General features: G+C 47.7%; 19 protein-coding genes and 6 tRNA genes. 13 read left to right on the forward strand and 12 right to left on the reverse strand.

Annotated elements, in window-relative coordinates; genetic code table 11:
- Positions 1-400 precede the first annotated feature (400 nt).
- The 7 genes from Q0101_RS07240 to Q0101_RS07270 all read right to left on the reverse strand — a co-directional run bounded on the left by Q0101_RS07240 (position 401) and on the right by Q0101_RS07270 (position 1,661).
- A tRNA-Asn gene (locus Q0101_RS07240) sits at positions 401-475 on the reverse strand.
- Positions 476-489: 14 nt separating this feature from the next.
- Positions 490-574: transfer RNA gene (locus tag Q0101_RS07245), tRNA-Leu, on the reverse strand.
- A gap of 49 nt (positions 575-623) precedes the next feature.
- Positions 624-700, reverse strand: a tRNA-Arg gene (locus Q0101_RS07250).
- A 15-nt stretch (positions 701-715) separates the two neighbouring features.
- Positions 716-792 (reverse strand) — tRNA-Arg (locus Q0101_RS07255).
- A 6-nt stretch (positions 793-798) separates the two neighbouring features.
- Positions 799-875 (reverse strand) — tRNA-His (locus Q0101_RS07260).
- A 5-nt stretch (positions 876-880) separates the two neighbouring features.
- Positions 881-957, reverse strand: a tRNA-Pro gene (locus Q0101_RS07265).
- 74 nt (positions 958-1,031) lie between these two features.
- Positions 1,032-1,661: a non-canonical purine NTP pyrophosphatase gene (locus Q0101_RS07270; RefSeq protein WP_297943757.1), complete on the reverse strand. Its 630-nt coding sequence runs from the start codon at positions 1,659-1,661 to the stop codon at positions 1,032-1,034.
- Between the two features lie 105 nt (positions 1,662-1,766).
- On the opposite strand from Q0101_RS07270, the gene Q0101_RS07275 reads away from it, so the two are divergent.
- The 5 genes from Q0101_RS07275 (at position 1,767) to Q0101_RS07295 (ending at position 7,563) form a co-directional block, all read left to right on the forward strand.
- Positions 1,767-3,065: an MFS transporter gene (locus Q0101_RS07275; protein WP_297943759.1), complete on the forward strand. Its 1,299-nt coding sequence runs from the start codon at positions 1,767-1,769 to the stop codon at positions 3,063-3,065.
- Positions 3,062-4,273, forward strand: coding sequence for a molybdopterin molybdotransferase MoeA (locus Q0101_RS07280; RefSeq protein WP_297943761.1), 1,212 nt, complete (start codon positions 3,062-3,064; stop codon positions 4,271-4,273). The genes Q0101_RS07275 and Q0101_RS07280 overlap by 4 nt, the downstream gene beginning before the upstream one ends.
- Before the next feature lie 340 nt (positions 4,274-4,613).
- Complete coding sequence (locus Q0101_RS07285; RefSeq protein ID WP_297943763.1) at positions 4,614-5,126, forward strand: DNA-deoxyinosine glycosylase; 513 nt, start codon at positions 4,614-4,616, stop codon at positions 5,124-5,126.
- A 163-nt stretch (positions 5,127-5,289) separates the two neighbouring features.
- Complete coding sequence (locus Q0101_RS07290; protein ID WP_297943767.1) at positions 5,290-6,501, forward strand: toxin-antitoxin system YwqK family antitoxin; 1,212 nt, start codon at positions 5,290-5,292, stop codon at positions 6,499-6,501.
- Positions 6,502-7,404: 903 nt separating this feature from the next.
- Positions 7,405-7,563, forward strand: coding sequence for a hypothetical protein (locus Q0101_RS07295; RefSeq protein WP_297943769.1), 159 nt, complete (start codon positions 7,405-7,407; stop codon positions 7,561-7,563).
- Positions 7,564-7,871: 308 nt separating this feature from the next.
- Here Q0101_RS07295 and Q0101_RS07300 read toward each other — a convergent pair whose 3' ends face one another.
- The 4 genes from Q0101_RS07300 to Q0101_RS07315 are packed head-to-tail and all read right to left on the reverse strand — an operon-like array spanning position 7,872 to position 11,538.
- Positions 7,872-8,624 carry a superoxide dismutase gene (locus Q0101_RS07300; RefSeq protein WP_297943771.1) on the reverse strand — a complete coding sequence of 251 codons (753 nt, stop codon included), beginning with the start codon at positions 8,622-8,624 and terminating at the stop codon, positions 7,872-7,874.
- The gene (locus Q0101_RS07305) at positions 8,624-8,797 is read right to left on the reverse strand and encodes a hypothetical protein (RefSeq protein WP_005870938.1); all 174 of its coding nucleotides are present in this window, start codon (positions 8,795-8,797) and stop codon (positions 8,624-8,626) included. The genes Q0101_RS07300 and Q0101_RS07305 overlap by 1 nt, the downstream gene beginning before the upstream one ends.
- Entirely contained in the window at positions 8,790-10,904 is a 2,115-nt protein-coding gene (locus Q0101_RS07310) for a mechanosensitive ion channel family protein (protein WP_297943774.1), read from the reverse strand. The genes Q0101_RS07305 and Q0101_RS07310 overlap by 8 nt, the downstream gene beginning before the upstream one ends.
- The gene (locus Q0101_RS07315) at positions 10,870-11,538 is read right to left on the reverse strand and encodes a carbonic anhydrase (protein ID WP_297943776.1); all 669 of its coding nucleotides are present in this window, start codon (positions 11,536-11,538) and stop codon (positions 10,870-10,872) included. The genes Q0101_RS07310 and Q0101_RS07315 overlap by 35 nt, the downstream gene beginning before the upstream one ends.
- Positions 11,539-11,669: 131 nt before the next feature.
- Here Q0101_RS07315 and Q0101_RS07320 point away from each other — a divergent pair, with 131 nt between their 5' ends.
- From Q0101_RS07320 to Q0101_RS07345, 6 genes are all read left to right on the forward strand, one after another.
- Positions 11,670-12,365, forward strand: a complete 696-nt coding sequence (locus Q0101_RS07320) for a Bax inhibitor-1/YccA family protein (RefSeq protein ID WP_297943779.1) — start codon at positions 11,670-11,672, stop codon at positions 12,363-12,365.
- 95 nt (positions 12,366-12,460) lie between these two features.
- Positions 12,461-12,982 (forward strand): preprotein translocase subunit SecG, encoded by a 522-nt coding sequence (secG, locus tag Q0101_RS07325; RefSeq protein WP_297943795.1) that lies wholly within the window; start codon positions 12,461-12,463, stop codon positions 12,980-12,982.
- 101 nt (positions 12,983-13,083) lie between these two features.
- Complete coding sequence (frr, locus tag Q0101_RS07330; RefSeq protein ID WP_297895901.1) at positions 13,084-13,641, forward strand: ribosome recycling factor; 558 nt, start codon at positions 13,084-13,086, stop codon at positions 13,639-13,641.
- 3 nt (positions 13,642-13,644) lie between these two features.
- The gene (gene pyrE / locus Q0101_RS07335; protein WP_297905628.1) at positions 13,645-14,256 is read left to right on the forward strand and encodes an orotate phosphoribosyltransferase; all 612 of its coding nucleotides are present in this window, start codon (positions 13,645-13,647) and stop codon (positions 14,254-14,256) included.
- Positions 14,257-14,353: 97 nt separating this feature from the next.
- A complete protein-coding gene (locus Q0101_RS07340) occupies positions 14,354-14,779 on the forward strand; it encodes an RDD family protein (RefSeq protein WP_297943798.1) in 426 nt (141 codons plus the stop codon).
- Positions 14,776-15,339, forward strand: coding sequence for a ribonuclease HII (locus Q0101_RS07345; RefSeq protein ID WP_297943801.1), 564 nt, complete (start codon positions 14,776-14,778; stop codon positions 15,337-15,339). The genes Q0101_RS07340 and Q0101_RS07345 overlap by 4 nt, the downstream gene beginning before the upstream one ends.
- A 590-nt stretch (positions 15,340-15,929) precedes the next feature.
- On the opposite strand, the gene Q0101_RS07350 is transcribed toward Q0101_RS07345, so the two are convergent.
- Positions 15,930-16,697 carry a hypothetical protein gene (locus Q0101_RS07350; RefSeq protein WP_297902253.1) on the reverse strand — a complete coding sequence of 256 codons (768 nt, stop codon included), beginning with the start codon at positions 16,695-16,697 and terminating at the stop codon, positions 15,930-15,932.
- Between the two features lie 303 nt (positions 16,698-17,000).
- Between Q0101_RS07350 and Q0101_RS07355 the strand changes: the two genes are divergently transcribed.
- Both Q0101_RS07355 and Q0101_RS07360 read left to right on the forward strand, forming a co-directional pair.
- Positions 17,001-17,720 carry a TerC family protein gene (locus tag Q0101_RS07355; RefSeq protein ID WP_297943803.1) on the forward strand — a complete coding sequence of 240 codons (720 nt, stop codon included), beginning with the start codon at positions 17,001-17,003 and terminating at the stop codon, positions 17,718-17,720.
- 34 nt (positions 17,721-17,754) lie between these two features.
- Positions 17,755-19,215: a hypothetical protein gene (locus tag Q0101_RS07360; RefSeq protein ID WP_297943806.1), complete on the forward strand. Its 1,461-nt coding sequence runs from the start codon at positions 17,755-17,757 to the stop codon at positions 19,213-19,215.
- Positions 19,216-19,350: the final 135 nt, after the last annotated feature.

Raw genomic sequence — 19,350 nt, forward strand, 5'->3', positions numbered from 1 at the left:
TAGTGTCCTGAAGTAACGCCAGCGTCGAGGTTTTGCCGCAGGTGCCGCGGTCTTGACCCTTTGCGCCGCAGCCCTCGGGTACGCTCATTTGGCACTGATGACAGAACATCTCTATATTGTCGCTCATAGAAAATCCTTTATAAAAAATTTAGTTAGTAATTTTAAGATTTTATTTAGGCAAAAAAATTGATTATAATCAATAAATGGCTAAATTTTATCAAATTTATTTACAAAATGAGAATTTTAAATTTTATAAAAGGTATTCTAGATTGCTTAGAAAGCATAACGAGAAATTAGAATATTAAAAAATTTCTGGAACAAATTTTTATAAAACTAAGAAAACTTAAAGCTCTTTAAACATCGATAAAATCAGGGGTCTAAAGGAATTTTTGAGTATATATGGCTCCGGATGCTGGATTCGAACCAGCGACCAAGCGGTTAACAGCCGCCTACTCTACCGCTGAGCTAATCCGGAACGCGTAGAATGGATGGTGCGGATGAAAGGACTTGAACCTTCATGCCGTGAGGCGCCAGATCCTAAGTCTGGTGTGTCTGCCAATTTCACCACATCCGCAAAAAAGAAAGCGCATATTAGCCAAATAGCTCTTAATATGAGCTTAATATGGTACGCCCAAGAGGATTCGAACCTCTGACCTACGGCTTAGAAGGCCGTTGCTCTATCCTACTGAGCTATGAGCGCAAATTATCGAATCAGTGGTACGCTCGAAAGGAGTCGAACCTTCAACCTACAGATCCGAAGTCTGTTGCTCTATCCAATTGAGCTACGAGCGCATAAAGTGGGGTGAGTTGTGGGAATCGAACCCACGACCCTCAGGACCACAATCTGATGCTCTAACCTACTGAGCTAAACTCACCACAATGGTCGGAGCGAAAGGATTCGAACCTTCGACCCTCTGGTCCCAAACCAGATGCGCTACCAGCCTGCGCTACGCTCCGTAGATTTTCGTGGATTGAATGAAAAGCGTATTATATATATTTTTTCTTAAATTCCGCTTTTTGCGGCTTTAAATTTAATGAAATTTAGCAAGTCGCATCTGTTTTTCTAAATTTTTCAATAAAATTTGCATCAGCGCTAGCCCCTTCGTGCGATGCGAAATTTCAAATTTCACCGCAGCGGGCAGCTCCCCGATCGTGCGGTCAAATCCGCGCGGAATAAACATAAAATCGTATCCGAAGCCGTTTTGCCCCCGCTGCTGCGTTATCGCCGTGCCGTGCATGAAGCCGTGCGTACAAAACTCGCCTAGAGCGCATTTTAGCGCGATCGCCGCCGTGTAATGCGCGGGCGACGAATCTAAGCTTAAAGCCCTCAGCTTCCTTGCTAATTTCTCGCGATTGCTTGCATCCGTTGCATCTGAGCCGCTAAAGCGCGCCGAAAATATCCCCGGAGCCCCGCCCAGCGCATCCACGCAGATACCACTATCATCGCTTAGCACAAAAAATTCGCTCTGTAAATTTTTACTTTTTAGCACTTCATACACTGCGCGAACTTTAATAAGCGCGTTTTGTTTGAAGCTCGTGCCGCACTCGTCGATCTCAAAAGGATCCAGCACCTCGCCGAGCGCACACACGTCGTATTCCGTGAAAAATTCTTTTATCTCTTTTACTTTATTTTTGTTGCTCGTCGCAAGTAAAATTTTCATCCTCGCTCCTTAAATTTAAGCTGCCATTTTACCCAAAATCAAAGAATTCGTTACGATTTTTGGCTATAATCGGCGCAAATTTCATATTATTTGAGGTCTAAGATTATGCTAAAAAGCGTCCTTCCGCTTAGTTTTATCATCGCTACGAGGTTTTTCGGATTATTTATTTTGCTGCCCGTGCTTAGCCTGTATGCATTGAGCTTGAACGGCGCGAACGAAAGCTTAGTGGGGCTACTTTTTGGAATTTATGCGATTATGCAAGTGATTTTGCAAACGCCATTTGGAGTGCTAAGCGATAAGATCGGACGTAAAAAAACCCTTGCGATAGGGCTGGCGCTTTTTATCGTGGGCGCTTGCGTTTGCGCGGCGAGCGAGAGTATTTATACGATGATTTTTGGGCGCTTTTTGCAAGGATGCGGTGCTGTAGGAGCCGTAGCTACCGCACTAATTAGCGATTTTACGCGAGAGGAAGAGCGCGGTAAGGCGATGGCGGTAATGGGCGCGATGATAGGCGTGAGCTTTGGTGTCGCAATGATTTTAAGTCCGCTTTTAAGCGCTAAATTTGGGCTTGCCAGTCTATTTCATCTAAGTTCGGCGCTTACGCTTTTATGTTTGATGCTGCTTTTTTTCGTAGTACCCACCGAACCGCATATCCGCTCCCTGCGCCAAAAGGTCCCGCTCGGCTCACTTTTGAGTGACAAAAATTTAATGCTTATGAATTTAACGAATTTTTTTCAAAAAGCTTTCATGACGGCAGCGTTTTTTCTAATTCCAATTTTGCTCGTGCAAAAATTCGGACTTTCCAAAAGTGATTTGACCAAAATTTATGCTCTAGGCGCCATTTTCGGCTTTACCGCGATGGGCGCGAGCGGCGCTTTAGGCGAAAAGCGCGCGCTAGCTAAGCAAATTTTACTCATCGGCATCTGCTTTTTCATCGCTTCGTATTTGATTTTTGCGTTTGCTAGCGGGGCGAGCGCTTTCGTAGTGGGCGTGATGCTCTTTTTCGTGGGATTTAACGCGCATGAGCCCATTATGCAAAGCCTTGCGTCCAAATTTGCTAAAGTCGCTCAAAAAGGCGCCGCGCTTGGAATTTTTAATTCCTTTGGATTTTTTGGCAGTTTTTTGGGTGGGCTATGCGGTGGCGCACTTTTTGGCAAAATCGGCATTGAAGCGCTAGGCATTGGCGTCGCGGTTTTGGGCGTGATCTGGCTTGTGCTACTTTCTAGGCTGAGCGATCCGAAACTTTTTAAGAATTTATACTTTCCTAAAGGCGGCGATTTTTCCGCACTACAGGGCGTCAAGGGCATTATTGAAATTTACGAGACCGATGGCGAACTCGTTGTGAAATTTAATTCGAAACTGATAAATGAAGATCAAATTTATAAAATCGTAGGAGGCAAATGATGGAATTTGAAAAATTTGAAAGCGCGATGGAACGCTTCGCAAACACGGTGCAAAAGTCCTCGCGCATCGAGAAGGTCGCGATCACACAGGCGCTAGGGCGTATTTTAGCAAGCGACGTCGCAGCGCCTTTTAGCACTCCGCGCCGCCCGACCGCCGCAATGGACGGCTACGCGCTAAAGGGCGCGGATCTAAGCGAGGGGGCGAAATTTAAGATCGTCGGCACGACGCCTGCAGGCAAGATGCCTGGCGCCGTGGCAAAGGCGGGCGAGTGCGTCAAAACCTTCACCGGCGGGCTCATGTGCGAGGGCAGCGACACGCTTTTGCCTATCGAAAACGTGCAGGTACAAGGCGGCGAAATCATCGTCACAAAGCCCGTTTCGGCAGGCTTTGCCGTGCGCGCGGCGGGCGAGAGCTACCGCGAGGGCGAGCTTTTACTTCGTGGCGGCACGAAGCTCGGCTTTTCGCAAATCGCGCTGCTAGCGGAGCTGGGGCTATTTCACATAAGCGTATTCGTCCGCCCAAAAGTAGCGATCCTTGCCACTGGCAGCGAGATCAAGGATCTGGGCGAGAGGCTCGAAAACGACGCTCAAATTTACAGCTCCAACCACATCGCGCTTGCAAATTTAGTAACGCAGCTAGGCTGCGAAGCGATGATAATGCCTCTAGTACGCGATGACGAAAAAGAGCTGGAGGGCGCGATCCTATCGGCTTTACAGAGCGCCGACATACTTCTAACCAGTGGCGGAGTGAGCGTCGGAGACTACGACTTCGTGCAAAGCACGCTACAATCAAATTTTGAGCTCATCGTAAAGGGCGCGGCGATCAAACCGGGCCGCCACGTGCGCGTAGCCAAAACTGGCGAAAAATATATCTTCGCATTCCCCGGCTTCCCGCTCTCGGCGCTCATTACGTGCATTTTGTTCCTGCGCGTATTTTTGCAAAAATCCTTCGGCGTGCACGAAAACACCGAATTTAGCGCGATCTTAGATCACGACTACGTAAAAAAGACGCCGTGGCTGGAGTTTATGCCCGCCGTCTTGCAAAATAGGGAGGGGCGGCTTTTTGTTAGTCTGCAAAGCAAAAAGCAGGGCTCCAGCGCGATTTTGAACAATTTAGACAACGATAGCGTCCTGCTAGTTGCGCCGCTAGAGGTCAAAGAGCTCAAAAAAGGCGAGCTCGTGCGCGTGATCTCGGTACCTAAAATTTAGCGCGTGGCAGTTCGGAGCAGTTGCGGCGGATGGAATTTTAACTGCCGCGACGGTTAAAATTTTGCCGTCGCAAGGCTTTAAATTTAGCCGCGAAAGCTCTGCTTTGTGGTCTTGGAAAGCTGAAATTTAGGCCCAAATCGCGCGCCGCGGCAAGACCATCGGAATTTTTACTGCGAGCCACTATACAGCGAGTGCGCTAAAATTTTTGCCGCCGTGCAATTTCAGCCCCAAGCTACTTCGCGGGCAAAATTCGGGTATTTGCGAGAGATAAAGCGAAAATGAAAGATAAATTTTATAGCGCTCCGGCGGGCGTTTTCGGCGAACACAAAGCAGGCACAAAATGAGCCAAACCCATCCTTTTAAGCCGATTTTCGATGAGAATTCTAAGATTTTAATCCTCGGCTCCTTTCCCTCCGTCATTTCTCGCAAGCTGGGATTTTACTACGCAAATCCGCAAAATCGCTTCTGGCGGGTGCTGGCGCAAATTTTAAACGCGCCGCCGCCTACGAGCACGGACGAAAAGATAAAATTCCTGCTCGCCCGCGGCATCGCCATCTACGACGCTGCGATCTACTGCGAGATAAAGGGCTCGAGCGACGCCAAAATGACCGCCGTCGTGCCTGCGAATTTAGAGCCGATCTTTAGCGGCGCGCGTATCGCGCAGGTATTCGCAAACGGCGGCAAGGCGCACGAAATCTGCGAAAAATACCTAAAAACTCAAATTTTAAACGCAACGGGCAAAGAGCCCGTCAAGCTACCCTCGACTAGCCCAGCGAATGCAAATTTTAGTTTTGAAAGGCTAGTGCGCGAGTGGACGATCGTCGCGGATGTGTTGAAGCGCGCCGAAATTTAACGCTCGGTTCCATTAAACAGCGCGCGCGAAGCTTACGTGTACGGCTTGCGCTCCGCCCGCATCATAAACCAAATCCACAGCCCAAACTCCGTGAGGATTTATCTAAAATTTAGCTTCAAATTTTAAAATTCTTCAAATTTAACCAAGCCAAAGGAAGCAAAATATGAAAACCCGCAAAGCCGCGCAAAATTCTCTCAATTTGGGCTTAAATTTAATACGAAATTTTAGCTTTTCAAGCGCATTAAAGTTCCTGCTTCTACTTCCGTTTTTAGCGCTGGGCGCGCAAGCTCTGGAACCAAAAATCATAATGCAGCCCGAGCCGGTCCTGAAAAACGGTCTGTATTTCGTAGCGGACAAGCCCTACAGCGGGACGCTCAAGGTGCTGCACTACAGCGCCGAGGATCTCTACGACGTAAATTTTATGGGCGTCGTCTACCCCAGAGCAAAGCCGCTGCCGCCCACGCTTATCAGAGAGATCGACGTAAAGGATGGCACTGCGGTGCTTCAGCGCGACTACTTTGACGGCAGAGATAAGCCCTCAAACGAATATCCGCTAAAGGGCGGCCTGTACGACGGCGTCGCAAAAAGCTACTACGCAGACGGCGGCGAGCTGAAGTCGCAGAGCGAATACAAAGCCGGCAAGCGCGAGGGCTTTTACAAGCTGTATTATCAGGGAAGCGGCAAGCTAAAGCAGCAGGGCGCGTATAAAGCGGATAGGCGCGAGGGCGTTTTCACCGACTACTACGAAAGCGGCGAAGTAAGCGCGCGCCATCCGTATAAGGGCGGGCTGCGAAACGGCAAGGACGTGGATTATTACAAAAGCGGCAAAGTGCGCGGGGAGCGAAGCTATAAAGGGGGTAAGAGACAGGGCGTAGAGAGATGGTATCACGATAACGGCGCACTAAGGCAGATGGGTGCATATAAGGATGACCGCAAACAGGGCGTTTGGAAGTGGTTTTACGAGGACGGCAAGACGCGCGTAATCGAAAATTTCAAAGACGGCGAGCGCGACGGCGCCGTACGCGAATACTACGAGGGCGGCGCGCTGCAGGGCGAATACGAGTTTGAACGCGGCAGGCAAACGGGCACGAGCAAGCAATACTACGCAAGCGGCGCGCTTGCGGCGAAGGTGATGTTCAGAGACGGGCGCAAACACGGACTATACGAAACATATCACGAAAACGGCGCGCTCAAGGCTAGAGTGACGTTCAAGGATGGCCTGGAGACGGGCACGGCGAAGCACTACTACGCAGACGGAAAGCTCGAAGTCGAGGGCGAGTTTGAGCGCGGCAGGCTCGTGCGCGCCAAAAAATACGATGAAAGCGGCAAGCTAATCAGTGACAAATCTGATAAAAACGGGCTAGCGAGAGAGTAAGGCGGGCTAAATTTTAAAATTTTAAGCGGGTTTGGAATTTTAAAAAGGTTTAAAATTTTGAGTAGACGCGGTTTTGCGTTTTAACGACGCGGGTTTGCATTTTCAGCGCTCACGGCTTTGTGCTTTAAGTTAGTAAGATTTTGCGTTTTGATTGAGCGTAGCTTTACGTCTCGGACAAATTTTGATTGAGCGTGGCTATACGCTTTAAATAGGCGCGACTTTACGTTTCGAGTGAGTGCGGCTTTGGATTTTATTGAGTATGACTTTGGATTTAAGCGAACGTGGTTTGCACTTTTGGTTTGGCGTGCATGCCGCGCGACCAGTGCCGCCTTAACGGACTAATTTTATGTTTGTGAAGCGATGTGCTGCGTTTAAACGAGTAAAATTCTACACCGAGCAGCTTTATGCGACGCGCGAATACGGCTCGGCGCTTTAATTAACGAAGTCTCGCACAGCGCAGCTCACCGTGTAATTTGAGCTGATGCAGCTTAAAATTCTGCTCTGTATTTTAGCGCACATAGCACGCAGGTACGCCCGATGCGGTATAGCTTGGCTTTCAATACGGCTTGTCTTTTCCGCGTAACGAGTTAGCTTTGGCGAGTGTAAATTTTTAAAATTTAAAGCGAAATTTCAAGCCGAAACGACACTAAAAATTTCAACTGCCAAAAAGTAAAATTTGACGATCAAATTTTGTTAAATTTAGACCGCGGTTCGCAAGCCGCGCTATTAGGGCGTAAATTTCAAATCTACTGCAACCTTGCCTTTAGCGCGGCAAATTTAATCTAGCTGATATTTTAAAATTTGCCGACCGCCTTACTAAACAAAATTTTACGAGTGCGGCGTGGGCGAGCAAGGCAGGGGGCAGAGAGAGTCGCCCCCTCCGTATAATTGCGAAGGCAAAGAATGGGCTGCTTATCTCGGTATGAAAATTTAATGGGCTTATTTGCAACTTTAAAATTTTGCAAGATGCTCGCTCGTAGCGTTAAATTTCAATACGCGGGCAGTGGAAATTTTAAGAAAGCAGAGCTAGATAAAGCGAAATTTCACATAAGGTCTGTGTAACGCGGTATTTGCGCACAAGATATAAGCGCTGAAAAGGAGAAGCTCTCGGAATTTGGCGCGTAACGAGCGGTGAACTATAGTCAAACAAACTTCAAATTAAAAATCTTAAATTTTAATCCGTGGACGCCAAATGGGTTCAAAATCAAATTTACATAAATTTAGAGCGCGGCAAGCCGGGAGCGCTCTCAGAGCACTACAGGCCGTATAGCGCAGTATTCGTGCGGCAAAATACAGGCATTGAAAGACGTAGCCATTTGAAATTTAGCGCGCGGCGGGCATAGAGAACCGAAAATCCGCAGCGCTAAAGTTTACTCGGTAAAAGTCCGAATCCATCCGCAGCAGCCGCAATCGCAGCGCGAGGCGGCGGCGGGGTGAAGCTCGCTGATATAGAGCTTTACGGAATCAAGTCCTTGCTTTTTCGCCTGGAAGTAGGCGTCGCTTGCGAAGCCGAAGTCCGCAAAACGCAAGAAGCTCTCCACGTAGGATTTGCGCGCATTTTGATAATCTATGTAGTAAGCGTGCTCCCAAAGATCGCAGGCTAAAAGCGGAATTTTGCCGCGTGCGATCGGCGTGTCCGCGTTTTGCGTCGTGATAATTTCTAAATTCGCGCCGCGCTCGTCGCACACAGGCCAGCACCAGCCGCTGCCGAAAAGCCCCATCGCGCGCTTTAAAAACTCGCTTTTAAAATTTTCCATCCCGCCGAAAGTCTGCGCCAAAGCATCCGCGAGCTCGCCGCTAGGCTCGCTTGGCTGCGCGATACAGTCGAAGTAAAAATCGTGGTTGTAAATTTCAGAGGCGTTGTTAAAAATACGGCTAAAACCTAGGCAAATTTGATAAAGCTTTGAAATTTGCGAAAAATTGCACTCCTCGCCGCGCGCCTCCTTGAACGACTGCGTGATGATCGTAAAAAGATCCGCGTTTTGTATCGGAGTGTCCGCAATATCTCGATTCAGGGCGGAGACGTAGTCCTCGTAAAGCCCGCCGTGATGAAATTTTAAGCTTTGCAAGCTCGCGATTTTATTCGTGCGCGGATCAAAAGGCAGCGCCCTGGATCTAAACACTAATAATCCTCGCTGTCCAAATCGCTATAATCGTTAAAACCGTCGTCGTCTTCGTAGCTGTAATCATCCTCGTCGTAGTTGTAGTTGTAACTCTCGTCGCCTCCGATTAAATCATCGTCCTCATATTCGTCCTCATCGAACTCTTCGTCTTCGAAGTCATCGAAATCAGCCATTTTGCTCTCCTTTGTCGTTGGAATTTACTTTTGATTTTACGCATTCGCTTGCTATTTCCGGGATATTTTCGATATAAACGCTCTGCGATGGGAAGGCAAACGATAGTCCGTTTTGCTCCACGATCTCCATTATTTTAAATAAAACATCCTCTTTAGTTTGGATGAAATTTGCCCATATTACGGTTTTTGTGAAGCAGTAAACTAAAATATTAATAGACGAATCGCCAAAGCTATCTAGCGCTACAAACATAGTGCTTTTATAGCCTGCTAAATCGTCGATAGAGACCATATTTTGTCTATAGCGCATACGAAAATCTTTGGAATTTAGCGCCGTATCGGCAGACTGAGCGATGCCTGGGTGAGATTTTAGCATCTCTTTGATGTCGTTTACGCACTTTCGCAGTTGAGCCGTGCTCGCGCCGTATTCGACGCCTACGGTAAGCTTTAAATTCCGTCCTACCTTTCTGCGGCTCCAGTTTTTGATATTTTGCGCCATTATGTTGGAATTCGGCACAAAAACAAGAGCGTTATCAAAGGTCCTGATCGTCGTCTTTCTAAAGCCCGTTTCTACGACGTTTCCTTCTATGTCGCCTAATACAACCCAGTCTCCTTGCGAGAATGAATTATCAAATAATAGCATCACGGACGAGAAGAAATTTGCGATGATGTCCTTGGTCGCAAACGCGATCGCAAGTCCGCCGATTCCAAGCGATGCCATAAGCGCCGAGATGTCAAAGCCCAGACGCTTTAGCACCAAAAGTGCGGCGATGATGATTACGATGACATATAGAATTTTAACGACTAGATTTATGATATCTTTTCTGACGCCTTTTTTCGTGATGTTTCCAAGCACAATAATGCCGTAACCGTCGATGATCTCGATGATGAGCCATGCCCAAAGCACCACATAAACGATCGAGAATAAATTTGCAAATTTTATCGGCACGGGCGCCGGATAATAAAATATACTAAGACAGATATCGACCGAATAAGCGATCAGCAAAATACCCATCGGACGCTTGATAATGCCCACTACTTGCGTTTTTAGAGTTTCGCTATCCAGGGAAAAGCTTTTATTAAAGAATTTAAATACGAAATAGATGATGTTGGCAAGCAGTCTGCGAAGCGAGTAGAAAAATAGCGTAATCAGCGTGATTAGAATGAGCTTGCCGAAATTTACGTGGCTGAGCTTAAACGGAATTTTATCGTTGATATAATCGATCACCGACTTAAAATTTAAGCTCGTAAAAACCACGCTGCTTGCGAGTAGATCGCTATTTCGCGACAGATACGTAAGCACCTCGTCGTAGGTCTGCTTGTCGTTTTTCAAATCGTTGATTTTAGACTCTAAGGCGTCTATCTGCTCTTGACTGCTTAGATTATTTTTCAAATCATTAAGTTTGCTAAAATCCCTAGTTTGGATATTTAGTAGCGTGCTACTTAGCTCGCTTTCAAGCGCGCTTCTGCTTGCGCCGTTTACAAACATATCCTCAATTTTCATAAGTGAGGTATAAAAGATCTCCGCCATTTCCATCTTTTCTAAATCCGCGCTTGCATTTACGTATTCGGGAGAGCTCTGCTTTTTGGCGTATTTTTTTAGCGTAGTTTGGATGTTCTTTTTATTTTGCGCATACGACATTATGCTTTCGATATCCATATCCTGCTGCGTAATCGCGAAAGGTAGGCGATCAAAGAGCTTAGCTTTATTGCGATCGATGGCGTCTAGCTCGTTTTTGCTCGCGTTGGCATCGCCGCCGTTAAGCAGGGAGCTGCGTTGTAAATTTAGCTTTTTAATCTCTTTGATTACAGAGATAAGCGTCTCGCCGTTAGGAGCTTTTTTTTGCGAAGTCTCCGTTTTAGCGACCTTTTCTGCGATCATATTTATTACTTCGGTTTTATTGCCATCCTCTGTACCGAGAGATTTGGATAGAATTTTAGCGACTTCTTTTTTGATCTCGGTTTTGTTGTTTTCTAAAGTAAGATTTGCCTCTGGAGTAGAAGAATTCGTCTCTACAAAGCTTCCCTCGCCGGTCGTGTTGAGGTCTGCAAACGCTAAAGCGGCGCTAAAAAGACTAATCGTTAAAAAGCTGATTATAGATTTTTTCATAATCCATTCCCTTATTTAATAGCGTAAAATGCGCGCCTTCGTCGTCGTAGTTGAATAGCTCGCCCGTTTCGATGACGTAGTGCCAGCCGTAAATTTTAATCTCGCCGTTTTTGTAGGCATCTTTGATGCCAGGAAAGCTAAGTAAATTTTGCATGGAATTTATAATATTTAATCGCTCGGTGATCCACTCGCGCTTGTCGGCGCCGAGATCTTTGAGCTTTTCGACCTCGTCTTTTACAGGCTGCATTAAATTTAGCCAGCGCCTTACGTTTGGAATTTTTTCGAGTTTTTTTGCGTCATAAAACAGCGCCGCGCAGCCACCGCAGTTGCTGTGCCCACAAACGATGATATTTTTGATATTTAGCGAATACAGCGCGTATTCAATCGCTGAGGTAGTCGCTAAAAATTCCTCGCTAATGCGGTATGGAGGAACGACGTTTGCGATATTTCGCACGACGAAAAGCTCTCCTGGAAGCGTCGAAGTAATTAGGCTTGGCACCACGCGCGAGTCAGAGCAGCCGATAAAAAGCGTGTGGGGCTTTTGATGATTTGCTAGACTTCCGAAAAGCTCGGCGTGCTCGGCGAAATTTTCTTCCATAAATTTAATAGCTCCATTTATTAACTGGCTGGGCATACTTTCTCCTTAAAAAAGTCGGGAATTATATATTACTTTCATAAATAGATAGAATTCTGGGAATTTTTAATTATATATTTACCAAATTTTCGCTAAACTCCCCGCTCATAAATCAAAAGAAGGAGAAAGATATGAGTCTATACGACAGACGAAATTACGCGGACGGATACGAGGTATCTGACGCGTCACTGGAACAAGGACGAATCTCTCAGACCATTAAACAAACCTACGCGCTTCTAACCGCTTCGATGATAGCTGCGGCGGCAGGGGCTTTTGTGGCGATGAGTTTCGGCGTGAGCTTGGCTATTCATCCATTTTTATATCTAGTGCTTTTAATGGGGCTAATTTTTGGTATGCAAGCAGCTGTAAATCGCGGCGCTAATACGATTGCGCTAGTTTTGCTTTTTGCATTTACCTTTATTACTGGTCTTACTCTAGGTAAATTGATCGCTATTTATATCGCAGCAGGCGCTGGAGACGTAGTAACGCATGCGTTTGTGGCTACAGCGATTACTTTCGGTGCTCTTACCGTTTATGCGATGAATACAAAGACAAATTTCGACTCTTGGGGCAAGCCGCTATTGGTATCGCTTGTGGCTATTATCGTGCTAAGCCTTTTGAACTACTTCTTTTTCAAAAGCACCGTGCTTGATATAGCGATTTCAGCTTTTTCGGCTTTAATCTTTTCGATGTATATCATCTACGATACTAAAAATATTATAAACGGCACCTACACTTCACCGATAATGGCTGCCGTAGATATGTATCTAAACATCTACAACCTCTTCCTTTCGCTGCTAAGAATTTTCGGCGCAAGCAGAGACTAAATTTTACGCACCGCTTCGTGCGGTGCACTCTTAACTTAAAATTTATAAATCTTTTATTATAATCGCAAATTCAATTTTTTCAAAAGGTTTTTATAGTGACTACGTTATTTTTGGTTTTGCAGGTCGTTTTTGCCGTCATCATCACCGTTTCGGTCTTATTACAAAAAAGCTCATCCATAGGACTTGGCGCATACAGCGGAAGCAACGAAAGCTTATTCGGAGCGAAGGGGCCTGCGGGGTTTTTGGCTAAATTTACCGCTGCAATGGGAATTTTATTCGTGATAAATACACTCGTGCTTGCGTATTTCTATCAGCAAGATGCTAAATCTTCCGTAGTCGATCGCGTAAAGGTCGAAGCAAATGCTACTAAATCCGTGCCAAACGCTGTCCCTGGCGTGCCATCCATACCTGCTTCTGGTGCAAAGCCTAATTTCGCTCCGGCAAGCACCGAGTCAAATTCCATAATTAGCGGCGAGAGCAATGCGACGGATACGAAAATCGAAGCGCCAGCAGCTCCTGCGACCGGCACTACCGCAGCTAGCGTACCTGCTCGGTCGCAAGCATCAAGCGATACCAATGCCAGCGCTGCTTCCGCAGATCAAAACACAACCAAATAAACTCTAAATTTTAAAATTTAAAAGCGCGAAATTCGCGCTTTTAAATGCTATTCTTATTTTTTTAACGCTATAATTTCGCAAATTTTATTTAAAGGATTTGAATGCTAGAAGCTATCTACAAAGAGCAAAGAGCAAACGGCGATCGAGCTATCGAGGCTTTGAAAAAGGACTTTACGACGCTACGCACCGGCAAAGTGAGCGTGGCGATCCTAGATCATATTTTCGTGGATTATTATGGCTCGCAAACCCCGCTAAATCAGGTCGCGACCGTCCTTTCGACCGATGCGGTCACGATCTCGATCACGCCGTGGGAAAAGCCGATGCTAAAGGCGATCGAAAGCGCTATCGCAGCGGCGAATATCGGCGTCAATCCGACTAACGACGGCGAGAGCGTAAAGCTATTTTTCCCGCCGATGACGGTCGAGCAACGCCAAGAAAATGCTAAAAAAGCAAAAGCGATGGGCGAGAAGGCCAAAATCGGCATTCGCAACGTCCGCAAAGACGCTAACGACGAAATCAAAAAGCTCGAAAAAGACAAAGCGATCTCAGAAGACGACGCCAAAAAGGGCTATGACGAGGTGCAAAAGATCACCGACTCTTACTCAAGCAAGATCGACGACGCAGTTAAGGCCAAAGAAGCCGAGCTTTTGAAGGTTTGAGCTGTGAATATAGAAAAAATCTATCGCGACTGCGGCGCATATCTGCAGGGGCATTTTCTGCTTTCAAGCGGCAACCATTCGGAATTCTATCTGCAAAGCGCCAAAGTACTTGAGGATCCGCAGCTCGCGGGGCAGCTCGCAGACGAGCTTGCCGCAATCATCGAAAAAGCAGGCGTAGAGTTTGACAGCGTCTGCTCGCCTGCGCTGGGCGGAATTTTAGCGGGCTACGAGCTAGCTCGCGCGGCAAAAAAACGCTTCATCTTTACTGAGCGCGTAGATCGCGTAATGAGCCTGCGCCGCGGCTTTGAAGTGCATAAGGGCGAGAGATTTATCATCTGCGAGGACATCATCACGACGGGCGGCTCGGCTCTTGAGAGCGCTAGGCTCATCGAAAACCTCGGCGGCGAGGTCGTGGGCTTTGCCGCGCTTGCCAATCGCGGATTTTGCAAGGTCGCAAATTTAGCGGGCAGCAGTGCTAAGGCTGGCGCCAAGCTGCCCGCGGATAAGCCGTTTTTTGCGCTAGGCAATTTCGAGTTTGAAATTTACGAGCCCGCGACCTGCCCGCTTTGTGCTGCCGGAAGCAAGGCGATCAAGCCCGGCAGTCGCGGAAACTAGGCGCCGATTTGCTGCTAACAAACCGCAACGAGATTAAATTTTATCCTCTAGGCTTTAGCGCGACGGAATTTTAAAATTTAATCCAAAACGGATCAAAATGGCAAAGCAAAAAGCTAAAATTTCACCGATTTTTCTGCGCGTAAAGGCCTTCATCGTCGATCTTTTCATCATCGCGATGCCCCTATTCTACGGCGTTACCTATCTCATCTTGGGTTCAAAGGAAGCTTTGTGGCGCAACCAAGCCGCGATCGCGCTTATCTGGCTTGCTTACGGCGCGATTTGCGCGGCATTTTACGCCCGCAGCGCCCAGACGCCTGGCTACAAGCTCGCGGGGCTTTACCTCATCGACGTTCGAAGCGGACGCAAAGTAAGCTTTTTTAGGGCGCTGGCTCGCTTTGGATGCTTCGTATTTGCAGGCTTTAGCATCGTGGGACTTTTGATCTGTTTCTTTCGCAAAGATAGATTAAATTTACACGACCTGCTAAGCGGAACCGCGCCCGTCGTACGAAAGGACGCGCAGTGAGCGGGCAGATTTGCGGCATCGACGAGGCAGGGCGCGGCTGTCTTGCGGGGCCGCTTTGCGTTGCGGGCTGCGTGCTGCAGCGCGAGATCGCGGGACTTGCCGATAGCAAAAAGCTAAGCGAAAAGCACCGCGAGGAGCTCTACGCCGTAATCACCAAAAACTCGCGCTACAAAATCGTCGAAATTTCAAGCGCGCAGGTCGATGAGATCGGACTAAGCGCATGTCTAAGATCGGCGCTTGAGCAGATTCTTGCGTATTTTGCGGATTTTAGCGGACAGATCATCTACGACGGCAACGCAACCTTCGGCGTACGTGGGCTTCAGACGCTCGTAAAAGCCGACGCGCAAATCGCCGAAGTAAGCGCGGCAAGCATCCTCGCCAAGGTCACGCGCGACCGCACGATGAATGAACTCGCGCAACGCTACCCGCAATACGGCTTCGCGCAAAACAAAGGCTACGGCTCGGCCGCGCACATCGCGGCGATCGAGCGGTACGGGCTCACGCCTTTTCACCGCGCAAGCTACAAGATCAAATCGCTGCAACCCTCGCTGTTTGATTAACGCGGCAGCAAGCTTGCTTGATCGGCGAGGCAAAAACCGCCGATTTCGATTGATATTTTAGACGGTGCAAAACTAAATATCCAAAGACGAAGTACACTGATTTCGACTGATATTCCGTTGGCAAACGGCGCCGAAACTCATATTTGAATGCAAAGCACGCCGATTTCAGCCGATACGATAATCGCTAGTTTTGGCAGGCGAATACGCTTTTTCGCTAGCTCCTCAGAATTTTAACCGCACTTCCTCAGCCCGCGCCCGCGGCTGAAGCCTGCTCTTGCACCGCTCTTTGAAATTTTAACCGCACTTTCGTATCTTGCAAGAGTCCGTATAAGGTCGAAATTTTATCTAAAACCGCAAGCTCGGCTCGCTAGCTTATCCGCGCCGCGCAGTATGCTGAATAAAATTTAAAATTCCGCGCAGCGTAAATTCAGCCCGCGCACCGCAATAAGGCTAAATTTAAATTTAGCCTTGACGGCGAGAAGGCATCGTGCTTTAAATTTAAAATCCACGTAAAATCTTGAATGAAATTTTGATACAAAAAAGCGGCTAAATTTTAAAATTTTATAAAATTTAGCCGCGAGATGAGGTGCTTACTTTCTTTCGTAGAAAATTACTAAGGCGTCTTCTGCCACCCTTTTACCAGTGAACGAACTTGTTTTAATAATATCATCGGCAACATCTTCGGTCACCATAAATTTATCCGACAAACTTATGCTTTTATCGGCATTCACGATAAAATTTAGCTCAATAACAGCTTTTGATGGATACTCTACTTTTTTGCGTCCAAAAACTGCATCATATTGCTCTACTGTTAGCTGCGAGTAATAGACGGCTCTCTTAAGATATTCTATAATATAATCAACGCTATATTCTTTTTGAAATTCCACTTTTAATTTATCGTCACAATCAACTATCTTGTCTTCATCGTCGAATTCTATTTTGCCTTTAGTTTTAAATGTTTCTTGGAATTTTACCTCATTGAGTTTGCAGTGTTCTTTTGCTAGCTTAAGCAGGCCTTGCTCATCATAGACCTTACTTTTGTAATAAATCATAGCATTATTTAAAGATGTATCCAATGCTCTTTGTTTATAAGATTTAAGGCTCTCGGTTTTATCTTGCACTATCTTTGCTTTCATGCGCTCCATATCCAAGTCGCAAACCATCTTGACCGTCTTTAATCCGCCGTTTTCCTCTTTGTTCCAGGTGACACTTTTGCAGATTTTCGAGCCCTCGATCGCCGTGCCGATACTCATAGACTTAAAATCGAGCAGAGTGTAGTTTTTCACGAGCTGTATCTCGTCCTCGCCGCATCCTGTTAAAATAAATGCCGCCAGCGCGACACCTAGTGCATATTTCATCTTTAACTCCTTGAGGTAAATTTTCTAGAAAATAATGCTACCCCCCCCTGCTTAAAAACGGGTAAATTTATAGCCTAAATTTTAAAATTCCGCCATTAAAATTCCACGCGCCGCAATTCTGCCGCGCATGCGGCGCTTTGCGCCTTTTAGCGAAATAGTCTTGCGGTAAAATTACAAGATAAACCGTCCGCATCGCATCGCCGAAATTCCGCGCGCAGTTTCGCGCGCGAAGGTCGCAAAATTTAGAAATTTTAACCAAACTTTCGCTATCATCACGGCTTAAATTTCACCCAAAGGAAACCGATGTTTGAATGGATCGCCTCACCCGAGGCATGGATCAGCCTGGCGACGCTCACGGGGCTTGAGATCGTGCTTGGTATCGACAATATCATCTTTATCGCGATTTTGTGCGGCCGCCTGCCCGAGGCACAGCGCGGGCGCGCCCGTATAATCGGGCTTGCGCTTGCGATGATCACGCGCATTTTGCTACTGCTTAGCCTAAGCTGGATCATGGGGCTAACCAAACCGCTATTTAGCGTGCTTGCGCGCGATTTTAGCGGACGCGACCTCGTGCTGATCGGCGGCGGGTTGTTTCTACTCGTCAAATCCACGCTCGAGATCCACTCCAGCGCCACTGGCGAGTCACACGAGCATAGCGCCAGCGGTGGCAAGGCAAGCTTCGGCGGCACTCTCGTGCAGATCGCCGTTTTGGACATCATATTTTCGCTCGACAGCGTCATCACCGCCGTGGGTATGGCGCAGCACCTGCCCGTGATGATCCTCGCAGTGATCATCGCCGTGGGCGTGATGATGCTCGCTAGCGGCGCGATCGCGCGCTTCGTGGACGCAAACCCGACGATCAAAATTTTAGCGCTTGCGTTTTTGATTTTGGTGGGCGTCTCGCTGATCGCCGACGGGCTAGGCTTTCACATACCTAAGGGCTACATCTACTTCTCGATGGCGTTTTCGCTACTGGTGGAGCTCATCAATATCAAGGTCCGCAAAAAATCCGCCGCGAAATAGAGGAGCGAAATTTTGTAGGATCTGAAAGGCGCGAATGGGCTTTGCTAAATTTCTTTCGCCGCTGCAGATCAAGCTTGCTCGCGGCACGGCTAGGGATTTGAAGCTGGAGTCCGCGCCTGCAGGTGCGGCTAAATTTAGCTTTACGCTGGAGCGCTTGCGCTTTGCGGGAATTTTAAATTTAAAACGCGACGGACTTTATCTGCCGATACGCGAGGGCGACGAGCTGACGGTGATATATGAGACTTCAAGCTCAAATTCCTACCGCGAAGCTTTGAGGGGCTTAAATTCCAGCCGCAGCGCTTCAAGCAGTGCCGATTTAAGCGGCGAAAATTCCGTGCCGCGCTCTAGCTGTGGAATTTCTAGCAGCGAGAATTCTGCCGCCCCAAATTCAAACTGCGACGCACATAGCGATACGGCGGCAAGTGCGCGTCAAAATTCTGCGGTATCTGATTTATCGGACAAAGATCGCAGCGGCATAAACTCCGCCGCTTTGGGTTTTATCCGCAAAGATTTAAGCAGCTCCCTCTCTTTAAATTCTACCCGCGAGAGCCGTGACGGTGCTTCGGTAAACTCCGCCGCTTCCGTCCTTCCGCTAGATTTCGTTAATCTAAGCCTAGGCGCGCAGCGCTGGAGGGACGCCGGTAGCACGGCGCTCGCCGCGATATTCGCAGCCTTCGGCGTAGCGCTAGCTGCGATGAGCATCTACTGCATAATCTTTATCTTTGATGTAAGGGCTCCTGCGGGGCTGCTAGCCCTGCTCATCCTCGCGCCTTTTGCATATTGCAGCTTTAGGTTTATGCGAAGAGACTGGCGCGCCGCAAAGTTCGGGCGCATATTCGCAGCGCTTCCGCACTCCAAAGAGCCCAAGCGAAGCGGCGAAGCGGAGGGCTACGCCAGCGGCGTACGCGTGCTGCAAAGCGGCGACGTTTATTATTATGGCTTCGCGCTGGACGGGCTGTATTTATCGGGCGATAGCAAGCGGCGCATCGTCTCTGACGCGCTACGCGCAGATCAAAATTTAGCGGAGCTTGCGGACGGCGAAAATTGCATGAAATTTAAGAATTTAGACGCAGAAAATTCCGCAAATTCTACGAGAATTAAGAATTTTGCGAAATCAGCGAATTCCATAAGCTCTGCAAATTCTGCCAACGTAACAAATTCTACAAATTCTGCCCGCTCCGCCGAAGCCTCGGCACCCGCCAATACAAAGGACACCTCGCAGAGCTTTGAGCTGCAAAACGGCGATATTCTCCGCGCCCGCTACAAGGACTACCGCGTAAGCGGACTGTGGAATAAAAGCCGCGGCATGGAGCTCGGCGATACGCGCAGCGGACTTCGGCGCGCAGCAGATTTTATCGCGGGCGTGGCGCTACAAATAGGTCTGCGTTTAGGCGGCGCGCTCGTGCTGACGCAGCTCGGCGATCACATTGGCGGCTCCTTCGGCAACGCCCTAAGCTTCATCGGATTTTTGCTGCTGCTTAGCCTTATGCTTTGAAAGGCGAATTTCAAGCGACAACCTCGCGGAATTTTGCAACTTCAAGGAATTTCAAATTTCGCAATTTCGCAGAATTTCGCAGCGAGCGGATTCGGATTTTAAATTTTAAGGCTTAGGGCTGTAAATTTAAAAGCG

This window comes from uncultured Campylobacter sp., from assembly GCF_937921625.1.
Classification (GTDB): domain Bacteria; phylum Campylobacterota; class Campylobacteria; order Campylobacterales; family Campylobacteraceae; genus Campylobacter_B.

Coding starts and splice junctions, on each gene's coding strand:
- Q0101_RS07290 (WP_297943767.1), top strand. CDS start 5,290: ATGAAAACCCGCAAAGCCGCGCAAAATTCTCTCAATTTGGGCTTAAAT.
- frr (WP_297895901.1), top strand. CDS start 13,084: ATGCTAGAAGCTATCTACAAAGAGCAAAGAGCAAACGGCGATCGAGCT.
- Q0101_RS07280 (WP_297943761.1), top strand. CDS start 3,062: ATGATGGAATTTGAAAAATTTGAAAGCGCGATGGAACGCTTCGCAAAC.
- Q0101_RS07270 (WP_297943757.1), bottom strand. CDS start 1,661: ATGAAAATTTTACTTGCGACGAGCAACAAAAATAAAGTAAAAGAGATA.
- Q0101_RS07360 (WP_297943806.1), top strand. CDS start 17,755: ATGGGCTTTGCTAAATTTCTTTCGCCGCTGCAGATCAAGCTTGCTCGC.
- Q0101_RS07320 (WP_297943779.1), top strand. CDS start 11,670: ATGAGTCTATACGACAGACGAAATTACGCGGACGGATACGAGGTATCT.
- Q0101_RS07310 (WP_297943774.1), bottom strand. CDS start 10,904: ATGAAAAAATCTATAATCAGCTTTTTAACGATTAGTCTTTTTAGCGCC.
- Q0101_RS07355 (WP_297943803.1), top strand. CDS start 17,001: ATGTTTGAATGGATCGCCTCACCCGAGGCATGGATCAGCCTGGCGACG.
- Q0101_RS07350 (WP_297902253.1), bottom strand. CDS start 16,697: ATGAAATATGCACTAGGTGTCGCGCTGGCGGCATTTATTTTAACAGGA.
- Q0101_RS07315 (WP_297943776.1), bottom strand. CDS start 11,538: ATGCCCAGCCAGTTAATAAATGGAGCTATTAAATTTATGGAAGAAAAT.
- Q0101_RS07285 (WP_297943763.1), top strand. CDS start 4,614: ATGAGCCAAACCCATCCTTTTAAGCCGATTTTCGATGAGAATTCTAAG.
- Q0101_RS07295 (WP_297943769.1), top strand. CDS start 7,405: ATGGGCTGCTTATCTCGGTATGAAAATTTAATGGGCTTATTTGCAACT.
- Q0101_RS07340 (WP_297943798.1), top strand. CDS start 14,354: ATGGCAAAGCAAAAAGCTAAAATTTCACCGATTTTTCTGCGCGTAAAG.
- Q0101_RS07305 (WP_005870938.1), bottom strand. CDS start 8,797: ATGGCTGATTTCGATGACTTCGAAGACGAAGAGTTCGATGAGGACGAA.
- Q0101_RS07275 (WP_297943759.1), top strand. CDS start 1,767: ATGCTAAAAAGCGTCCTTCCGCTTAGTTTTATCATCGCTACGAGGTTT.